Consider the following 15,824-nt stretch of genomic DNA (forward strand, 5'->3'; position numbering starts at 1 on the left):
TGGCTGCACGAATAAATGTTATTTGTTTGTTCAATTCAGAAAAGAAACCATAAAAACCACGGCCATAAATAAGGCGTAAATCACATTAAATAAAAGAAACCATTAAAACCATAGCTGCCATTAAAACTTCGCTTTTAATATGCCATTCCTCACATAAAGTAAGCCTTTGTGACTCTAAGCTGAACGCACAAAATAACCAAGGGGCTTATTATGAGCACAACTGACGATTCTTTCTCTGTTACCCACGACCCGATTGAAATTCAGCGGCCTTCGCTTAAAGAGCGCTGGTGGCATATTATGGATACCTGGAAAATCGGGATTATTCCTCTGCCGCTATTCGTTCTGGCGGGCGCGCTGATCGCCATTGATTGCCTGGGCGGAAAACTGCCGAGCGATATCGTGGTGATGGTGGCGACGCTGGCCTTCTTCGGCTTTGCCTGCGGTGAGTTTGGTAAACGCCTGCCGATTGTCGGCAAGCTCGGCGCGGCGGCGATTTGCGCCACCTTTATCCCTTCCGCGCTGGTCTATTATGGCCTGCTGCCGGACGTGGTGGTCGAGTCCACCACCAAGTTCTACAAATCCACCAACATTCTCTACCTCTATATCTGCTGCATTATTGTCGGCAGCATCATGAGCATGAACCGCACGGTGCTGATTCAGGGCTTCCTGCGCATCTTCTTCCCGATGCTGTGCGGCGAAATCGTCGGCATGCTGGTGGGGATGGGCGTCGGCCTGGCGCTGGGTCTTGAGCCATTCCAGATCTTCTTCTTTATCATTCTGCCGATCATGGCGGGCGGCGTGGGCGAAGGGGCAATCCCGCTTTCCATCGGCTATGCCACCCTGCTGCACATGGATCAGGGCGTGGCGCTCGGTCGCGTGCTGCCGATGGTCATGCTCGGCGGTCTGACCGCCATCATCATCTCCGGCTGCCTGAACCAGCTGGGTAAACGCTACCCGCACCTGACCGGTGAAGGCCAGCTGATGCCGAACCGCGCCAATGCCGATGCCACCGTTTCTCAACCGGCGTTCTCTGGCAAAGCGGACGTGACCACCATCGCCTCCGGCGCGCTGCTGGCGGTGCTGCTCTACATGCTGGGCATGCTCGGCCACAAGCTGATTGGCCTGCCTGCGCCGGTCGGCATGCTGTTTATGGCGGTGCTGGTGAAGCTCTGCAACGGTGCCTCTCCGCGCCTGCTGGAAGGCTCGCAGGTGGTGTACAAGTTCTTCCAGACCTCCGTGACCTACCCGATTCTCTTTGCCGTTGGCGTGGCCATCACCCCATGGCATGAACTGGTGGCCGCCTTCACGCTGACCAACCTGCTGGTGATTATCAGCACCGTCTCCGCGCTGGTGGCGACCGGGTTCTTCGTCGGCAAAAAGATTGGCATGCACCCGATTGATGTCGCCATCGTCTCCTGCTGCCAGAGCGGCCAGGGCGGTACCGGCGACGTGGCGATCCTGACCGCAGGCAACCGCATGAGCCTGATGCCGTTCGCCCAGATTGCTACCCGTATCGGCGGGGCGATTAACGTCTCCATCTCTCTGCTGATTCTGGGCAACTTCCTCGTTTAAGTTTTCAGGAAAGAACAATGAAACTCGCAAGCTTTTTATACCAGGGAAAACGCAGCTACGGCATTGTCCAGGCCGACGGCGTGATTGATTTAGGCCGCCGCCTCGGCGACCGCTACAGCGACCTTAAGGCGCTGCTGCAGGGCAACGGGCTGGCGCAGGCCACCCGCTACCTGCACGATGCCGTGGACGTGCCGATGAGCGCCATCACCTTCTTACCGGTGATTGAGCAGCCGGAAAAAATCCTCTGCGTGGGCATGAACTACGCCGACAAGCGCAAGGAGTTTGACCAGCACAACCCGGCCCCGACGCTGTTTGTCCGCTTCCCGGACTCACAGACCGGCCACAACGAGCCGGTGCTGAAGCCGCGCCACTCCAGCGAATTCGACTACGAAGGCGAGCTGGCGGTGATCATCGGTAAAGGCGGGGAGAACATCAGCCGCGACGACGCCCTTCGCCACGTGGCGGGCTACAGCTGCTACATGGACGGCTCCGCCCGCGACTGGCAGCACACCTGGTTTACCGCCGGTAAAAACTGGCGCAAAACCGGCGCGTTTGGCCCGTGGATGGCGACGGCGGACGAGATCCCCGATCCGCACCAACTGGCAATCCGCACCTGGCTGAACGGCCGCATGGTGCAGGAAGACAACACCAGCAGCATGATCCACAAGGTGGCGGAGCTGATCGAGTACATCAGCACCTTCACCCGCTTAAGTCCTGGCGATGTGATCATCACCGGATCCCCGGGCGGGGTGGGTAAAAAGCGTAACCCGCCGCTGTTTATGAAAGAGGGGGATCGCATTGAGGTGGAGATCGAGCATATCGGTCATCTCAGCAACGTGATCGTGGAAGCGCCAGCCGTCGGGCTTGCGGCAGCACATTAAGTAAGGCGGCAGCATGCATTCGCAACCCATCGATTTTCGCCACACGCTGGTGGCGAAACATCCGGAACGCTTAAGTCAGATCCGTTACCTGCTGGCAGACAGCGGCCTTGGCCTGGACAACGACATCACGCTGTTCGTCGAAGCCTGGTCCGGCCCGCAGCTGGTGGGTTGCGCAGGGCTTGCCGCCAACGTCATCAAGTGCGTGGCGGTCAACGAGCAGCTTCGCGGCGAGAACCTCAGCGCGCGGCTGCTGGCGGAGGTGCAAAATGCGGCGCTGGAGCGCGGCCATTTTCACCTCTTCCTCTGCACCCGGCCGTGCAACCGGGAGCGCTTTGCCCGCAGCGGCTTCTGGCCGATTGCCCAGAGCGGGAACAACGCCGTGCTGATGGAAAACACGCCGCAGGGGCTCGCGCGCTACTGCCGTTCTCTGCGCGCGAGCCGCAAGTGCGGGGAGAAGATTGGCGCCATCGTGATGAACGCCAATCCGTTCACCCTCGGCCACCGCCATCTGGTGGAGCAGGCGGCGCAGCGGTGCGATGCCCTGCATCTGTTCGTGGTGCGTGAAGACGCATCGTTCTTCCCGTTCAGCGCGCGGCTCGAGATGGTGCGCGCGGGCGTGGCGCATCTGCCGAACGTGGTGGTGCATGAAGGCTCGCAGTACATCATCTCTCGCGCCACGTTTCCGGCCTACTTCCTGAAGGAGACCGGCAAAGTGCAGCAGGCGTGGAGCGAGATTGACGTGCTGATCTTCCGGGACTTTATCGCCCCGGCGCTCGGCATTACGCACCGCTTCATCGGCTCGGAGCCGTTCTGCGATATCACCCGCCAGTACAACCAGACGCTGCACGACCTGCTGGCCTCGCATATCGAGGTGGTAGAAATGCCGCGCATCAAGGCCACCGGCAACGCCATATCGGCGTCCGAAGTGCGCCGCTTACTGAAGACACAGCAGTTTTCCCGGATCCGGGAGATTGTCCCGGACTCCACCTTCGCGCATCTCGAAACGCATTACCGTGCGAGTGCGGAAGTCGCTTAACTACCAGGAATTTATCATGAAAATTGTAAGGGAGGCGCTGGCCGGAACGCAGGAGTCCAGCGACCTGATGGTGAAAATTGCTCCCGCTCACGGCGAGCTGGAGATCGTCATCCACAGCGAAGTGATTAAGCAGTTTGGCGAGCAGATTCGCCAGGTGGTCAACGACACATTGCGCGCCATGAACGTGCACCAGGGATTAATCATTATTGAAGACAAAGGGGCGCTGGACTGTGTGATCCGCGCCCGCCTGCAAAGCGCGCTGCTGCGTGCCGCCGATGAACAGGCCATCAACTGGGGGGCGCTGAAATGAGCAAACTCCGCCGCAGTATGCTGTTCCTGCCGGGCGCTAACGCCGCCATGCTCTCCACCGCCTTTATCTACCGTCCCGACGCCATCATGTTTGACCTTGAGGACGCCGTTGCCCTGCGCGAGAAGGATACGGCGCGCATGCTGGTGTTCCACGCGCTGCAGCACCCGATGTATCAGGATATCGAAACCGTGGTGCGCATTAACCCGCTGAGCACGCCGTTTGGTCTGCTGGATCTGGAAGCCGCCGTGCGGGCCGGCGTGGACGTGATCCGTCTGCCGAAAACCGATACCCCGGACGACATTTACGAGCTGGAGGGCCACCTCGAGCGCATCGAGCAGGCGTGCGGCCGCGAGGTCGGCTCCACCCGCGTGATGGCGGCGATTGAATCGGCCATTGGCGTCATCAACGCCGTGGCGATTGCCCGCAGCTCTCCGCGCCTCATCGGCATTGCGCTGGCCGCCTTTGACTACGTGATGGATATGCAGACCGAGCGCGGCGACGGCACCGAGCTGTTCTACGCCCGCTGCGCCGTGCTGCACGCCGCCCGCGCGGCGGGTATCGACGCCTTCGACGTGGTGTGGTCAGACGTTAACGACGAGGCCGGGTTCCTGCGCGAGGTCGATCTGATCCGCAAGATGGGCTTCAACGGCAAATCGCTGATTAACCCGCGCCAGATTGACCTGCTGCACAACGCCTATGCCCCGACTCAGGAAGAGGTGGATCACGCCAAAAGGGTGATTGAAGCGGCAGAAGAGGGCGAGCGTAACGGCCTGGGCGTGGTGTCGCTCAACGGCAAAATGGTGGATGCACCGATTATTAACCACGCGCAGGTGGTGCTGGAGCGCGCGGCGGCCTCCGGCGTGCGTCGGTAAGGATGAGATGATGAATCAGACAGAACTTCTTCACGTGAATTTTCCCCATCTGCGGGACTTAAAATCCTTTGATACCGCCCACAGCGCCACGCCGTGGCTGGCGGACAGCGACGCGAAGCACAGCCGCAAGCTCTGCGCCTCTGTTGAAGAGGCGGTGATGCGAAGCGGCCTGCAGGACGGGATGACCATCTCCTTCCACCATGCGTTTCGCGAAGGCGACCGGGTGATCAACACCGTCGTGGCGCTGCTGGCGCGGATGGGCTTCAAAAACCTGACGCTGGCCTCCAGCTCGCTGATGACCTGCAACGACGCGCTGATCGAGCATATTGAAAGCGGCGTCATCACCCGGATTTACACCTCGGGCATGCGCGGCAGGCTGGCAGACGCCATCTCCCACGGGCTGATGGACGAGCCGGTGCAAATTCACTCCCACGGCGGGCGCGTGAAGCTGCTCCAGGACGGCGAGCTGAATATCGACGTGGCGTTTCTCGGCGTGCCGTGCAGCGATGAGTTTGGCAACGCCAACGGGACGCACGGCAAATCGTGCTGCGGCTCGCTGGGTTACGCCATGGTGGACGCCCACTTTGCCCGCAAGGTGGTGCTGCTGACCGAAGAACTGGTACCGTTTCCTAATATGCCTGCCAGCCTGGTGCAGGACCAGGTGGACTACATCGTTCAGGTCGAGAGCGTGGGCGACCCGGCGAAAATCAGCGTCGGCGCGGCGCGCGTCACCAGCAACCCGCGCGAGCTGATGATCGCCCGCTATGCGGCGGACGTGATTGAACACTCCGGCTACTTCAAACCGGGCTTCTCGATGCAGACCGGCTCCGGCGCGGCGGCCACCGCCTGCACCCGCTTTATGGAAGAGAAGATGGAGCGCAGCGGCGTGAAGGCGCGCTTTGCGCTCGGCGGCATCACCGGCAGCCTGGTGGATCTGCACGAGAAGGGGCTCATCGAAAAGCTGCTCGATACCCAGTGCTTTGACGGTCAGGCGGCGGCCTCGCTGGCGCGTAACCCGAACCACGTGGAGATCTCCACCAACGTCTACGCCAACCCCGGCAGCAAGGCGGCAAGCTGCGACCAGCTCGACGTGGTGATCCTCAGCGCCCTGGAGATCGACGTCGAGTTCAACGTCAACGTCATCACCGGATCCGACGGCGTGATGCGCGGCGCGTCCGGCGGGCACTGCGACGTGGCCGCCGCGGCGAACCTGACCATTGTGGTCGCGCCGCTGCTGCGCAGCCGCATTCCGACGGTGGTGAAGCGCGTTACCACGCGCCTTACGCCGGGGGAGAGCATCGATGTCCTGGTTACCGATCACGGCATCGCGGTCAACCCGGCGCGCCCGGAAATCCGCGAGCGGCTGCTGGAGGCCGGGCTGAAGGTTGTGGATATCAACGCGCTGTACGAGCGGGCGATCTCCCTGACCGGCGTCCCGAAACCGATTGAGTTCACCGACAAAATCGTCGGGGTGATCCGCTACCGCGACGGCAGCGTGATCGACACCGTGCGACAGGTGAAGGAGGAAGTATGACTTTAGCGACACCCGTTCGGGCGGGTGTCAGCCTTGACGAACTGCTGGCGTCGAAAGAGCGCCGCGCAGCGCGCCAGGCTGACATGCTTGAGCACTATCAACAACCGGTGATCTCCCTCACGCTGGTCACGCCTGGGGAAATCAAGGACAGCCTGCGCTACCGCAATACCATGGGCGTGGCGCTGCAGATGTGCGACCAGCTGCTGTGGGAAAACCGCTGGCAGGTGCTGGACCGCCAGGTGCTGTGGCTCCCGACCGGGCCCGAAGCCCTGTGGTGCGTGGCCCATCCGGCGGTGGAAATCAAAGCGCACTGTGCGGATCTGGAGCAGACGCACCCGCTAGGCAGGCTGTGGGATCTGGACGTGATTTGCCCTCAGCACGGCCACGTCGGGCGTCAGTCGCTGGGGGGGAATCTCAGGCGCTGCCTGATCTGCGACGCGCCCGCGCACGCCTGTTCCCGTTCGCGCAATCACCCCATTGAGCAGGTGGTTTCCCGCGTGGAGAAGACGATCGATGACTGGTTTGCTCGCGACTAAACCGCGCCCGGCTGACGTGCCCGCGCTTGCCGAAGCGGCGCTGTGGCAGGAGCTCGAGCTCACGCCCAAGCCGGGGCTGGTGGACAGGCTCAACAACGGTTCCCATCGCGATATGGACCACGTGCTGTTTGTCCGCAGCATTGCGGCGATTACGCCGTGGTTTTCGCGCTTTGCCGAGCTGGGCAGCGCGCATGCGGATAAACCGGCTGGCGAACAGTTACGGCTTCTCCGCCCGATGGGGCTGGCCTGCGAGCAGGCGATGTATGCTGCGACGAACGGAGTAAACACCCACAAGGGCGGCATTTTTGCCCTGGGGTTACTGTGCTTCGCCGCCGGGCGTGTGAAAAATGTCTCCGCAGAGAGCCTCTGCTGTGAGGTGAGTAACATCTGCCGCGGGCTGGTGTCGCGGGAGCTGGCCGCACGCAGCGGACAGGCGACGGCAGGCGAGCGGCAGTTTAAGCAGTACGGCTTAACCGGCGCGCGCGGTGAGGCGGAGAGCGGCTTTGCGACGGTGCGTCAGGCGCTGGCGCAGTGGAATGGACATTCACTTCACGGCCTGCTGTTGCGTCTGATGGCGGTCAATCAGGACAGTAATCTCGTGTCGCGCGGCGGCATGGAAGGGCTGCGCTATGTTCAGGGCTACGCGCGGGAACTGCTGGATAACAGCTGGGACCGCGAGGCGTTGATCAGAATGGATAACGCACTGATTGAACGAAATCTGAGCCCGGGCGGCAGCGCGGATTTATTGTCGGTGGGGTGGGTGCTTTCTGCAATAAAATAGCCGGGTGGCGGCTTCGCCTTACCCGGCCTACGGTCTGGTTTTGTAGGCCCGGTAAGCGCAGCGCCACCGGGCACAACAATCAATGCGCGATCGGCTGCGCACCGTGCGGTTCACGCACGTGCTTGTACTTGAACAGCGCGATGAACGCGAAGAACAGCACCAGCGAGTACGCCGCGAAGATCAGCCACACCGGCTGCCAGTTGGTGATGCCGTTGGTGGTGTACATCTCAACGACTTTACCGCTCACCACGCCGCCCAGAATACAGCCGAAGCCGTTGGTCATCATCAGGAACATACCCTGCGCGCTGGCGCGGATTTCAGGTTTAACCTCTTTTTCCACAAACACCGAGCCGGAGATGTTGAAGAAGTCGAAGGCGCAGCCGTAAACAATCATCGACAGCACCAGCAGCACGGTGCCGAACGGGCTTGGGTCGCCGTAGGCGAACAGACCGAAGCGCAGCATCCACGCCGCGATACTGATCAGCATGACGTTCTTGATGCCGTAGCGGCTCAGGAAGAACGGGATGGTCAGGATGAACAGCGTCTCAGAGATCTGAGAGATGGACATCATCACCGACGCATGCTCAACGATAAAGCTGCCGGAGAACAGCGGGTTGTTATCGAAGCTGTGCAGGAAGGTGTTGCCGAACATGTTGGTGATCTGCAGCTCCGCGCCCAGCAGCATGGAGAAGATGAAGAAGATCGCCATGCGTTTGTTTTTGAACAGCGCGAAGGCATCCAGGCCGAGCATGGTGCTCCAGCTCTGGTTTTTCTGCTGGTTAGACACCGGAATGGTTGGCAGCGTCAGGGTGAAGATCGCCAGCAATACGGAGAGCGCCGCACCGATATAGAGCTGCATATGGCTCAGTTCGAAGCCCGCGAAGCTTACGCCCCACATCGCCATGATAAAGCCGATGGTGCCCCAGATACGGATTGGCGGGAAATCGGTCACGATATCCATATCCGCGGACTTCAGGCGGTAGTAGGAGATGGTGTTGATCAGCCCAAGCGTTGGCATATAGGCCAGCGAGTTGAGCAGAATCACCATGAACATCGCCCCCGGCGTGGTCACCTGGGCTGCCATAAACAGCGTCCCCGCGCCCACCAGGTGGCAAAGCATGTACAGCCATTTGGCGCTTAACCATTTATCCGCCACGATCCCCAGCAGCGTTGGCATGAAGACAGCCGCAATACCGAGCGAGCTGTAGACGGCACCGATTGACGCACCATCGAACTTGAGCGTCACAAACATATAGGAGCCGAGTGTAGTCAGCCAGCTACCCCACAGGCAGAACTGCAGAAACGACAATATTTTAAGCTGCAGCTTAAGGTTCATGTTACTTTCCTCACAAGTGAGCGGGAGATATGTTGTTATAGAAACATTCAGGGTTGTTATTTGATGCAATTCTATCAGTTGGCAACGATATGTTTTGTTACCTCCCGCAAAAAAATGCAATCCACATTAATTTGCAGTTTGGATTGTGATGCAAATAACATTTTCGTATGGGTGGGGGGAAGCAGAACACCTTCTCCTTGCAGGAGAAGGTGTGCGGATCACCGGCGACGGTAGTTCTTCTGCGCCGTATTCACCTTATACAGATAACGACGGGATTCCGCGGACGGGTGGCGGGTGGTCAGGGTGGCGTAGACATCCCCCGGCGCCATGCTGTTGATGATGTTCGCGGCCTGCACTTTGTCATTTGAGAAGACGCGCAGCACGCTGCCCGCGCCGCCGTTATAGGCGGTGATCACCGCATAGCGACGCGACGTCGGGTTGTCGATGCCGCCGAGGTAGACATTGTTCAGCATCGCCAGATAGGCCGTGCCGGTATCAATGTTGCTCTGCGGGTCGAACAGATAGCTGCGGCTCGGCGTGCCGGATTTCCCCTGCGCGCGGAACACGTCTTTACCGGCGCTGTGCTGTACCACCTGCATCAGCCCCAGGGCGTCGGAACGGCTTACCGCATACGGGTTAAACGAGGATTCGGTCTGCATAATCGCCAGGATCAGCGACTCATCCACGCCGTACTTGCGTGAGGCCTGACGCACCATGCCTAAGTACTTATGCGCACGCTTGTCGAGGTGGTTCGGGACGAGGTTGATGGTGACGCTGTAGATAATCTTCAGACCGTTAGAGCGGCTCTTCAGGCGCGTCTGCAGCAGGTAATCGGCAAATTTCGTGGCGCGACCTTCCCAGCGGATCGGCTGGCCGGTCTGATCGACGACCTGACCGTACAGGAACGGCTCTTTCGAGATGGTGATATCGTCGGCATCGGAGTAGAGATCGATTGAGCCCGGATCGTCACCCATCAGCAGGGTTTTGATAATGGCCTGACGGAGTCGAGCCGCAGGGTCTGTGCCTGCGATGGTCTCAATCGTGATCGTCCCCTCATCAAAGTTGATGTGGCTACGGGTCAGATAGGCGTCGGTGTACTTAACGTAGTCCTTAGGTCCGGCAATAAGAACTTCGTTAAATCCCCATATGTTCTCGATGTTGTGGGCAAACTGCCCCATCAAAATGTCAAAACCGTTGGTGTCCTTGATCCAGGCTTCGTTGTAATCATCGCCTTTTTTTGACGAACACGAGACAAGCAACGGCGCAACAAGGGCTAGCGCTAAAAGTTTTTTCATCATTCCGGGAGTGCGTGTTGTGTTTGCTTAGTCGTTGCTTTCGCCGGGTGGCGCTGCGCTTACCCGGCCTACAAAACCGTAGGCCCGTGCAAGCGAAGCGCCGCCGGGCAACAGCCGCTCGATGTTATTTTTCCGGTGGCGTATAGCCTTCGATGTGCACGTCTTTACCTTCGAACAGGAAGCTCACCATCTCCTGCTCCAGCAGCTTGCGGTGTTCCGGGTTCATCATGCTGAGCTTCTTCTCGTTGATCAGCATGGTCTGCTTTTTCTGCCACTGTCCCCAGGCCTCTTTGGAGATTTCATTGTAGATGCGTTTACCCAGATCGCCCGGATAAAGCTGGAAATCCTGGCCTTCAGCGTCACGCTGCAGGAAAGTACAAAAAATCGTTCTGGCCATACTCATTCCTCTTTTTCTTGTCGATGCTAAACCATTGCACCGGCACGTAATTGCTGTAACAGGCGCTCCACGGGAGCCGCCAGTCCGACTGATGGCGGTTGCGCTAAGTTATACCAGAGAGCGGTGCCTTCATCCATGCACGAGGCGAAGGAGGACACGGGAAGCCACATCGGCACAATATCCAGATGGAAATGGCTGAAGGTGTGGCGAAACGCGGTCAGCTGCGTCAGGTTATCGGCAGCAATCCCGCGCTGTTTAAGCCATTCACGCAGCAAGTCTTCATCTTCAAACTGTGGGAAGCAGTATAGACCACCCCACAGACCGCTCGGCGGACGCTGGGCGAGGAAGACCTCATCGCCGTGTTGCATCAGCAGCATATAGCCGGTGCGCTCAGGCAGCGTCTGTTTGGGTTTCTTGCCCGGATACTGCGCCCAGGAATGGTTGGCATACGCCACGCAGAGGTTATTCACCGGGCAGAGTTCGCATTTGGGTTTTGAGCGCGTGCAGACCATGGCGCCGAGATCCATCATCGCCTGGTTGAAACGCTCGACGCCGTTGGCTGGGGTAACCGCTTCACTGATTTCCCAAAGGCGTTTTTCAACATCCTTCTTCCCCGGCCAGCCGTCAACGGCATAGCAACGTGCCAGCACGCGCTTGACGTTGCCGTCGAGGATCGGGAAATGCTTGCCTAAAGACAGGGAGAGAATGGCGCCTGCGGTCGAACGCCCGACGCCGGGTAAGTCCGCCACCTCGTCGAAGGTTTCCGGGAATTTCCCGTTGTGGCGCGTCGCGACCTGCTGCGCGGCCTTGTGCAAGTTGCGCGCGCGGGCGTAATAGCCCAGCCCGGTCCACAGGTGCAGCACCTCGTCAAGCGGGGCGTTCGCCAGATCGGTGACCGTCGGGAAGCGCGCCATAAAACGCTCGAAGTAAGGGATTACCGTGGCGACCTGCGTTTGTTGCAACATCACCTCGGAGAGCCATACTTTGTAAGGCGTTTTTTCAATTTGCCAGGGCAGGGTTTTACGCCCGTATTTGTCGTACCAGTCCAGCACCTGGGCTGAAAATTGAGAGGCTTGCATGGTCATCGATTCGCATAATCAGGGACGCAGATTGCAGCACAGCGTCAATCTGCTGTAAACCGGATCTTTCCCATGCTTGCATAGAAGCCTTAACTTTGGATAATGCCCGTTTCCCGAACATTCTCACAAGCAGACAACTCTTTTATGAAAAACGACGTCATTTCACCGGAATTTGATGAAAACGGTCGCCCGCTGCGCCGTATTCGCAGCTTTGTCCGTCGTCAGGGCCGCCTGACAAAAGGGCAGCAACACGCGCTGGACAACTACTGGCCGGTGATGGGCGTTGAGTTCAGCGAGCAGCCTCTGGATTTCAGCGAGCTGTTTGGCCGCGACGCGCCGGTCACGCTGGAAATTGGCTTCGGTATGGGCGCCTCGCTGGTGACCATGGCGAAGGCTCGCCCGGAGCAGAACTTCCTTGGTATCGAAGTGCATTCGCCGGGCGTGGGCGCATGTCTGGCAACGGCCCATGAAGAGGGCGTTGAGAACCTGCGCGTGATGTGTCACGACGCGGTGGAAGTGCTGCACAAAATGATTCCTGACAATTCTTTAACCATGGTTCAGCTCTTTTTCCCTGACCCGTGGCACAAAGCGCGTCATAATAAACGCCGTATCGTTCAGGCGCCGTTTGCCGAGCTGGTTAAAAGCAAGCTGAAGCTGGGCGGTGTCTTCCATATGGCGACCGACTGGGAACCGTATGCGGAACATATGCTGGAAGTGATGTCGTCGCTCGACGGTTATAAAAACCAGTCTGCGAGCAACGACTATGTACCGCGTCCGGAATCGCGTCCGGTAACGAAATTTGAACAGCGTGGCCATCGTCTTGGTCACGGTGTATGGGACTTAATGTTCGAGAGGGTGAAATAATGGCAAAGAATCGTAGCCGTCGTCTGCGTAAAAAGATGCACATCGAAGAATTCCAGGAAGTGGGCTTCTCCGTTGCGTGGCGTTTCCCGGAAGGCACCAGCGTTGAGCAGATCGATCAGGACGTGGATGCGTTCATCAACGAGGTGATCGAGCCAAACAAACTGGCCTTCGACGGTAGCGGCTATCTGGCCTGGGAAGGTCTGATCTGCACCCAGGAAGTGGGTAAATGCACCGAAGAACATCAGGCTCTGGTCCGTAAATGGCTTGAAGACCACAAGCTCGAAGATGTCCGCGTCAGCGAACTTTTCGACGTTTGGTGGGACTAATAAAGCAGTCAAGGGCCAGCATTAGCTGGCCCATTTTGTCTGAGGGAGTGTTTAAGATGCGCAAAACGTTGCTGGCTGTTGCTTTGATGGCAACCGGATTCACCGCCCATGCGGATTATCAATGTAGCGTCACCCCGCGTGATGACGTGGTGTTAAGCCCGCAAACCGTGCAGGTCAAAGGCGAGAACGGCAATCTGGTAATTACGCCAGAAGGGAACGTCACCTATAACGGCAAGCAGTACAACCTGACTGCCGCACAGCGCGAGCAGGCGAAAGACTACCAGTCCGAATTGCGTACCGCGCTGCCGTGGATTAATGAAGGTGCCCTGACGCGCGTCGAAAAGAGCCGCGTGGCGCTGGATAAGATCATCACCAAAGAGGTGGGTGAGAGCAGTAACATGCGCACCCGCCTGACGAAGCTGGACAAGCAGCTTAAAGAACAGATGAACCGCATTATTGAGACGCGCTCCGACGGCCTGACGTTCCACTATAAGGCGATCGATCAGGTCCGTGCCGACGGGCAGCAGCTGGTGAACCAGGCGATGGGCGGCATCCTGCAGGACAGCATCAACGAGATGGGCGCCAAAGCGGTGCTGAAAGGCGGCGGTAACCCGCTGCAGGGCGTGCTGGGCAGTCTGGGCGGCCTGCAAACCTCCATTCAGAACGAGTGGAAAAACCAGGAAGATGATTTCCAGCAGTTCGGCAAAGACGTGTGTAAACGCGTGGTGTCGCTGGAAGACAGCCGGAAGGCGCTGGTGGGGACGCTGAAGTAAGGTCTCTGCGCGCTGGGCCCCTCACCCTAACCCTCTCCCCAAAGGGGCGAGGGGATGGTTTGCTCCCTCTCCCTTTCAGGGAGAGGGCCGGGGTGAGGGTTGCAGCATTTGCAGTGTCTCAAGGATCTTTTCCAACACAGCCTCTTCATTATTCCAAAGTTCGTTGTTCCAGAATCGAATAACGTGCCAGCCCTTTTGGTTTAACCACAACGTCCTTTGATGATCGTATTCCTGATTTTCATCATGCTGTCCGCCATCCAGCTCAACTGCCAGACGTGCTTCGCAGCAGGCGAAATCCAGTATGTAGTTTCCTACCGGATGCTGTCGGCGAAATTTATAATTTTCGAAACGGCGGCTGCGCAGTAGATACCAAAGCCGCCTTTCTTCCGTTGTCAGCTCGCGTCTGAGCTGTTTTGCATATGAACGCGTAATTTCCATCCCCACACTCTGCCAGCCTTTCCCTCAGCCGACAGAACGGGATGCAAAATCCTGAACCAACCTTCAGGAATCTTCGGCGAGGAACAGCTCAAGAAGGGAATTGAGGAACAGTTTGCCGTGCTCGGTGATCTGCCAGTATTCCTCACATTCCGTGAGATACCCCTGCGCCAGCGCTTCGTCGATCTGCGGGCGAATCACCGACTCCGGCAGCCCGGTGTACAGCGCAAACTCAGCGCGCGGCGCGGCTTCCAGCAGACGTAAGCGGTTCATAAAGAACTCAAACGGCTTATCCGCCGCCTCGACGTCGTGCTGACGCTCCAGGTAGCGGCCTTCCATATACCCGCGAGGGTGGCGGGTTTTGGCAGTACGCAGAATACGCCCGTCCGGGAAGGTCACCTTGCCGTGTGCGCCGCAGCCGATGCCGAGATAGTCGCCAAAGCGCCAGTAGTTCAGGTTGTGCTGACACTGGTAGCCCGGCTTTGCATATGCCGACGTTTCGTACTGCTGATAGCCCGCCGCGGTTAACAGCTGGTGACCCTGCTCGAAGATATCCCACAGCGCGTCGTCATCCGGCAGCACCGGCGGACGCGAGCCAAACAGGGTGTTGGGCTCGATGGTGAGCTGGTACCACGACAGATGAGGGGGATTCAGCGCAATGGCCTGGCGCAAATCGTCCAGCGCCTCTTCCAGAGACTGATCCGGCAGGCCGTGCATCAGATCCAGGTTAAAGCTGCGCAGGCCCAGGCCGGTCGCCAGGTTTGCCGCGCGCTTCGCCTCTTCCGGGCCGTGAATACGCCCCAGGCGCTTCAGCTTCGGCTCGCTAAAGCTCTGCACGCCGATGGAGATGCGGTTCACGCCCGCGCGCTGATAGTCGACAAAACGGTCGGCTTCAACGGTGCCGGGGTTGGCTTCCATCGTAATTTCCGCATCCGCTGCCAGGTTCAGGCGCGCACGCACGCCGTCCAGCAGCGTTTGCATCGCCGGGCCTGACAGCAGGCTCGGCGTACCGCCACCAATGAAAATGGTCTTAACTTCACGTCCCTGTGCGTAAGGTACATCGGCATCCAGGTCGGCCAGCAGATGCGCAACGTAGTCATCGTGCGGCACTTCGCCCTTCAGCGCGTGCGAGTTGAAATCACAGTACGGGCATTTTTGCACGCACCACGGGATGTGAATATACAGACTCAGAGGTGGCAAATTAGCCATTACGCAGTGCTTCCAGTAACAGTTTCAGCGCGCGTCCGCGGTGGGATATCGCGCTTTTTTCTTCGCGGGTCAGTTCCGCAGCGGTTTTGCCCTCGGTCGGGACAAAGAAAATCGGGTCATAGCCAAAGCCGCCGTTACCCGCTGCTTCACGGGTAATCACGCCCGGCCAGCTGCCGTGGCAGACGATCGGCGTAGGGTCTTCCGCGTGACGCAGATAGACCAGCACGCAGTGGAACTGCGCGGTGCGCTGCTCGTCCGGGACGTCTTTCAGGGCGACAAGCAGCTTTTCCAGATTCTGCTGGTCGGTGGCGTCAACGCCGGAATAGCGGGCAGAGTAGATCCCCGGCGCGCCGCCGAGGGCGTCTACGGCCAGGCCGGAGTCGTCGGCAATCGCGGGGAGGCCAGTTACCTGCGCAGCGTGGCGCGCTTTAATGATCGCGTTTTCGATAAACGTCAGCCCCGTCTCTTCGGCGGAATCCACGCCAAGATCGGTCTGGGCGACCACGTCCAGACCAAAATCATTTAATAGCGAGGCCAGCTCGCGCACTTTACCGGCGTTGCCGGTCGCGAGAACAACTTTCTGCATGG

The 15,824-nt window shown here is 59.0% G+C and carries 18 protein-coding genes; 11 read left to right on the forward strand and 7 right to left on the reverse strand.

Features of this window, described 5'->3' with window-relative positions:
- The first annotated feature begins 210 nt into the window (after positions 1 to 210).
- Genes LLF79_RS14465 through citG form a run of 8 tightly spaced genes read left to right on the forward strand, consistent with a single transcriptional unit; the run spans position 211 to position 7,522 of the window.
- Positions 211 to 1,572, forward strand: a complete 1,362-nt coding sequence (locus tag LLF79_RS14465) for a 2-hydroxycarboxylate transporter family protein (RefSeq protein ID WP_021242090.1) — start codon at positions 211 to 213, stop codon at positions 1,570 to 1,572.
- Positions 1,573 to 1,589: 17 nt separating this feature from the next.
- Positions 1,590 to 2,453 carry a fumarylacetoacetate hydrolase family protein gene (locus tag LLF79_RS14470; protein ID WP_227879730.1) on the forward strand — a complete coding sequence of 288 codons (864 nt, stop codon included), beginning with the start codon at positions 1,590 to 1,592 and terminating at the stop codon, positions 2,451 to 2,453.
- A gap of 13 nt (positions 2,454 to 2,466) precedes the next feature.
- On the forward strand, positions 2,467 to 3,489 hold the full coding sequence (citC, locus tag LLF79_RS14475; RefSeq protein ID WP_227879734.1) for a [citrate (pro-3S)-lyase] ligase: 1,023 nt from the start codon (positions 2,467 to 2,469) through the stop codon (positions 3,487 to 3,489).
- 16 nt (positions 3,490 to 3,505) lie between these two features.
- Positions 3,506 to 3,799, forward strand: coding sequence for a citrate lyase acyl carrier protein (gene citD / locus LLF79_RS14480; protein ID WP_023294531.1), 294 nt, complete (start codon positions 3,506 to 3,508; stop codon positions 3,797 to 3,799).
- Positions 3,796 to 4,671 carry a citrate (pro-3S)-lyase subunit beta gene (citE, locus tag LLF79_RS14485; RefSeq protein WP_227879737.1) on the forward strand — a complete coding sequence of 292 codons (876 nt, stop codon included), beginning with the start codon at positions 3,796 to 3,798 and terminating at the stop codon, positions 4,669 to 4,671. Before citD ends, citE begins: the two co-directional genes overlap by 4 nt.
- A gap of 10 nt (positions 4,672 to 4,681) precedes the next feature.
- Positions 4,682 to 6,205: a citrate lyase subunit alpha gene (gene citF, locus LLF79_RS14490; RefSeq protein ID WP_227879839.1), complete on the forward strand. Its 1,524-nt coding sequence runs from the start codon at positions 4,682 to 4,684 to the stop codon at positions 6,203 to 6,205.
- Positions 6,202 to 6,741 (forward strand): citrate lyase holo-[acyl-carrier protein] synthase, encoded by a 540-nt coding sequence (citX, locus tag LLF79_RS14495; protein WP_227879738.1) that lies wholly within the window; start codon positions 6,202 to 6,204, stop codon positions 6,739 to 6,741. The genes citF and citX overlap by 4 nt, the downstream gene beginning before the upstream one ends.
- Entirely contained in the window at positions 6,719 to 7,522 is an 804-nt protein-coding gene (citG, locus tag LLF79_RS14500; RefSeq protein WP_227879741.1) for a triphosphoribosyl-dephospho-CoA synthase CitG, read from the forward strand. The genes citX and citG overlap by 23 nt, the downstream gene beginning before the upstream one ends.
- 79 nt (positions 7,523 to 7,601) lie before the next feature.
- Here citG and LLF79_RS14505 read toward each other — a convergent pair whose 3' ends face one another.
- The 4 genes from LLF79_RS14505 to mutY form a co-directional block, all read right to left on the reverse strand.
- A complete protein-coding gene (locus LLF79_RS14505) occupies positions 7,602 to 8,858 on the reverse strand; it encodes a nucleoside permease (RefSeq protein WP_008499767.1) in 1,257 nt (418 codons plus the stop codon).
- Between the two features lie 218 nt (positions 8,859 to 9,076).
- A complete protein-coding gene (mltC, locus tag LLF79_RS14510; protein WP_021242082.1) occupies positions 9,077 to 10,153 on the reverse strand; it encodes a membrane-bound lytic murein transglycosylase MltC in 1,077 nt (358 codons plus the stop codon).
- A gap of 124 nt (positions 10,154 to 10,277) precedes the next feature.
- Positions 10,278 to 10,550, reverse strand: a complete 273-nt coding sequence (locus tag LLF79_RS14515) for an oxidative damage protection protein (protein ID WP_023309138.1) — start codon at positions 10,548 to 10,550, stop codon at positions 10,278 to 10,280.
- A gap of 26 nt (positions 10,551 to 10,576) precedes the next feature.
- The gene (gene mutY, locus LLF79_RS14520; protein WP_170226944.1) at positions 10,577 to 11,629 is read right to left on the reverse strand and encodes an A/G-specific adenine glycosylase; all 1,053 of its coding nucleotides are present in this window, start codon (positions 11,627 to 11,629) and stop codon (positions 10,577 to 10,579) included.
- Between the two features lie 144 nt (positions 11,630 to 11,773).
- On the opposite strand from mutY, the gene trmB reads away from it, so the two are divergent.
- Genes trmB through LLF79_RS14535 form a run of 3 tightly spaced genes read left to right on the forward strand, consistent with a single transcriptional unit; the run spans position 11,774 to position 13,592 of the window.
- Entirely contained in the window at positions 11,774 to 12,493 is a 720-nt protein-coding gene (gene trmB / locus LLF79_RS14525; RefSeq protein ID WP_025760376.1) for a tRNA (guanosine(46)-N7)-methyltransferase TrmB, read from the forward strand.
- Complete coding sequence (locus tag LLF79_RS14530) at positions 12,493 to 12,819, forward strand: YggL family protein (protein WP_003862421.1); 327 nt, start codon at positions 12,493 to 12,495, stop codon at positions 12,817 to 12,819. The genes trmB and LLF79_RS14530 overlap by 1 nt, the downstream gene beginning before the upstream one ends.
- A gap of 56 nt (positions 12,820 to 12,875) precedes the next feature.
- Positions 12,876 to 13,592 carry a DUF2884 domain-containing protein gene (locus LLF79_RS14535; protein WP_008499762.1) on the forward strand — a complete coding sequence of 239 codons (717 nt, stop codon included), beginning with the start codon at positions 12,876 to 12,878 and terminating at the stop codon, positions 13,590 to 13,592.
- Between the two features lie 75 nt (positions 13,593 to 13,667).
- Here the strand turns inward: LLF79_RS14535 and LLF79_RS14540 are convergent, their stop codons facing one another.
- The 3 genes from LLF79_RS14540 to LLF79_RS14550 form a co-directional block, all read right to left on the reverse strand.
- Positions 13,668 to 14,030 carry an endonuclease domain-containing protein gene (locus LLF79_RS14540; RefSeq protein ID WP_071949300.1) on the reverse strand — a complete coding sequence of 121 codons (363 nt, stop codon included), beginning with the start codon at positions 14,028 to 14,030 and terminating at the stop codon, positions 13,668 to 13,670.
- 63 nt (positions 14,031 to 14,093) lie between these two features.
- The gene (hemW, locus tag LLF79_RS14545) at positions 14,094 to 15,236 is read right to left on the reverse strand and encodes a radical SAM family heme chaperone HemW (RefSeq protein WP_206805628.1); all 1,143 of its coding nucleotides are present in this window, start codon (positions 15,234 to 15,236) and stop codon (positions 14,094 to 14,096) included.
- Positions 15,229 to 15,822: an XTP/dITP diphosphatase gene (locus LLF79_RS14550; protein WP_032664352.1), complete on the reverse strand. Its 594-nt coding sequence runs from the start codon at positions 15,820 to 15,822 to the stop codon at positions 15,229 to 15,231. The genes hemW and LLF79_RS14550 overlap by 8 nt, the downstream gene beginning before the upstream one ends.
- Between the last annotated feature and the right edge of the window lie 2 nt (positions 15,823 to 15,824).

This window comes from Enterobacter cloacae complex sp. 2021EL-01169 (assembly GCF_020733125.1).
In the GTDB taxonomy this organism is placed as follows: domain Bacteria; phylum Pseudomonadota; class Gammaproteobacteria; order Enterobacterales; family Enterobacteriaceae; genus Enterobacter; species Enterobacter roggenkampii.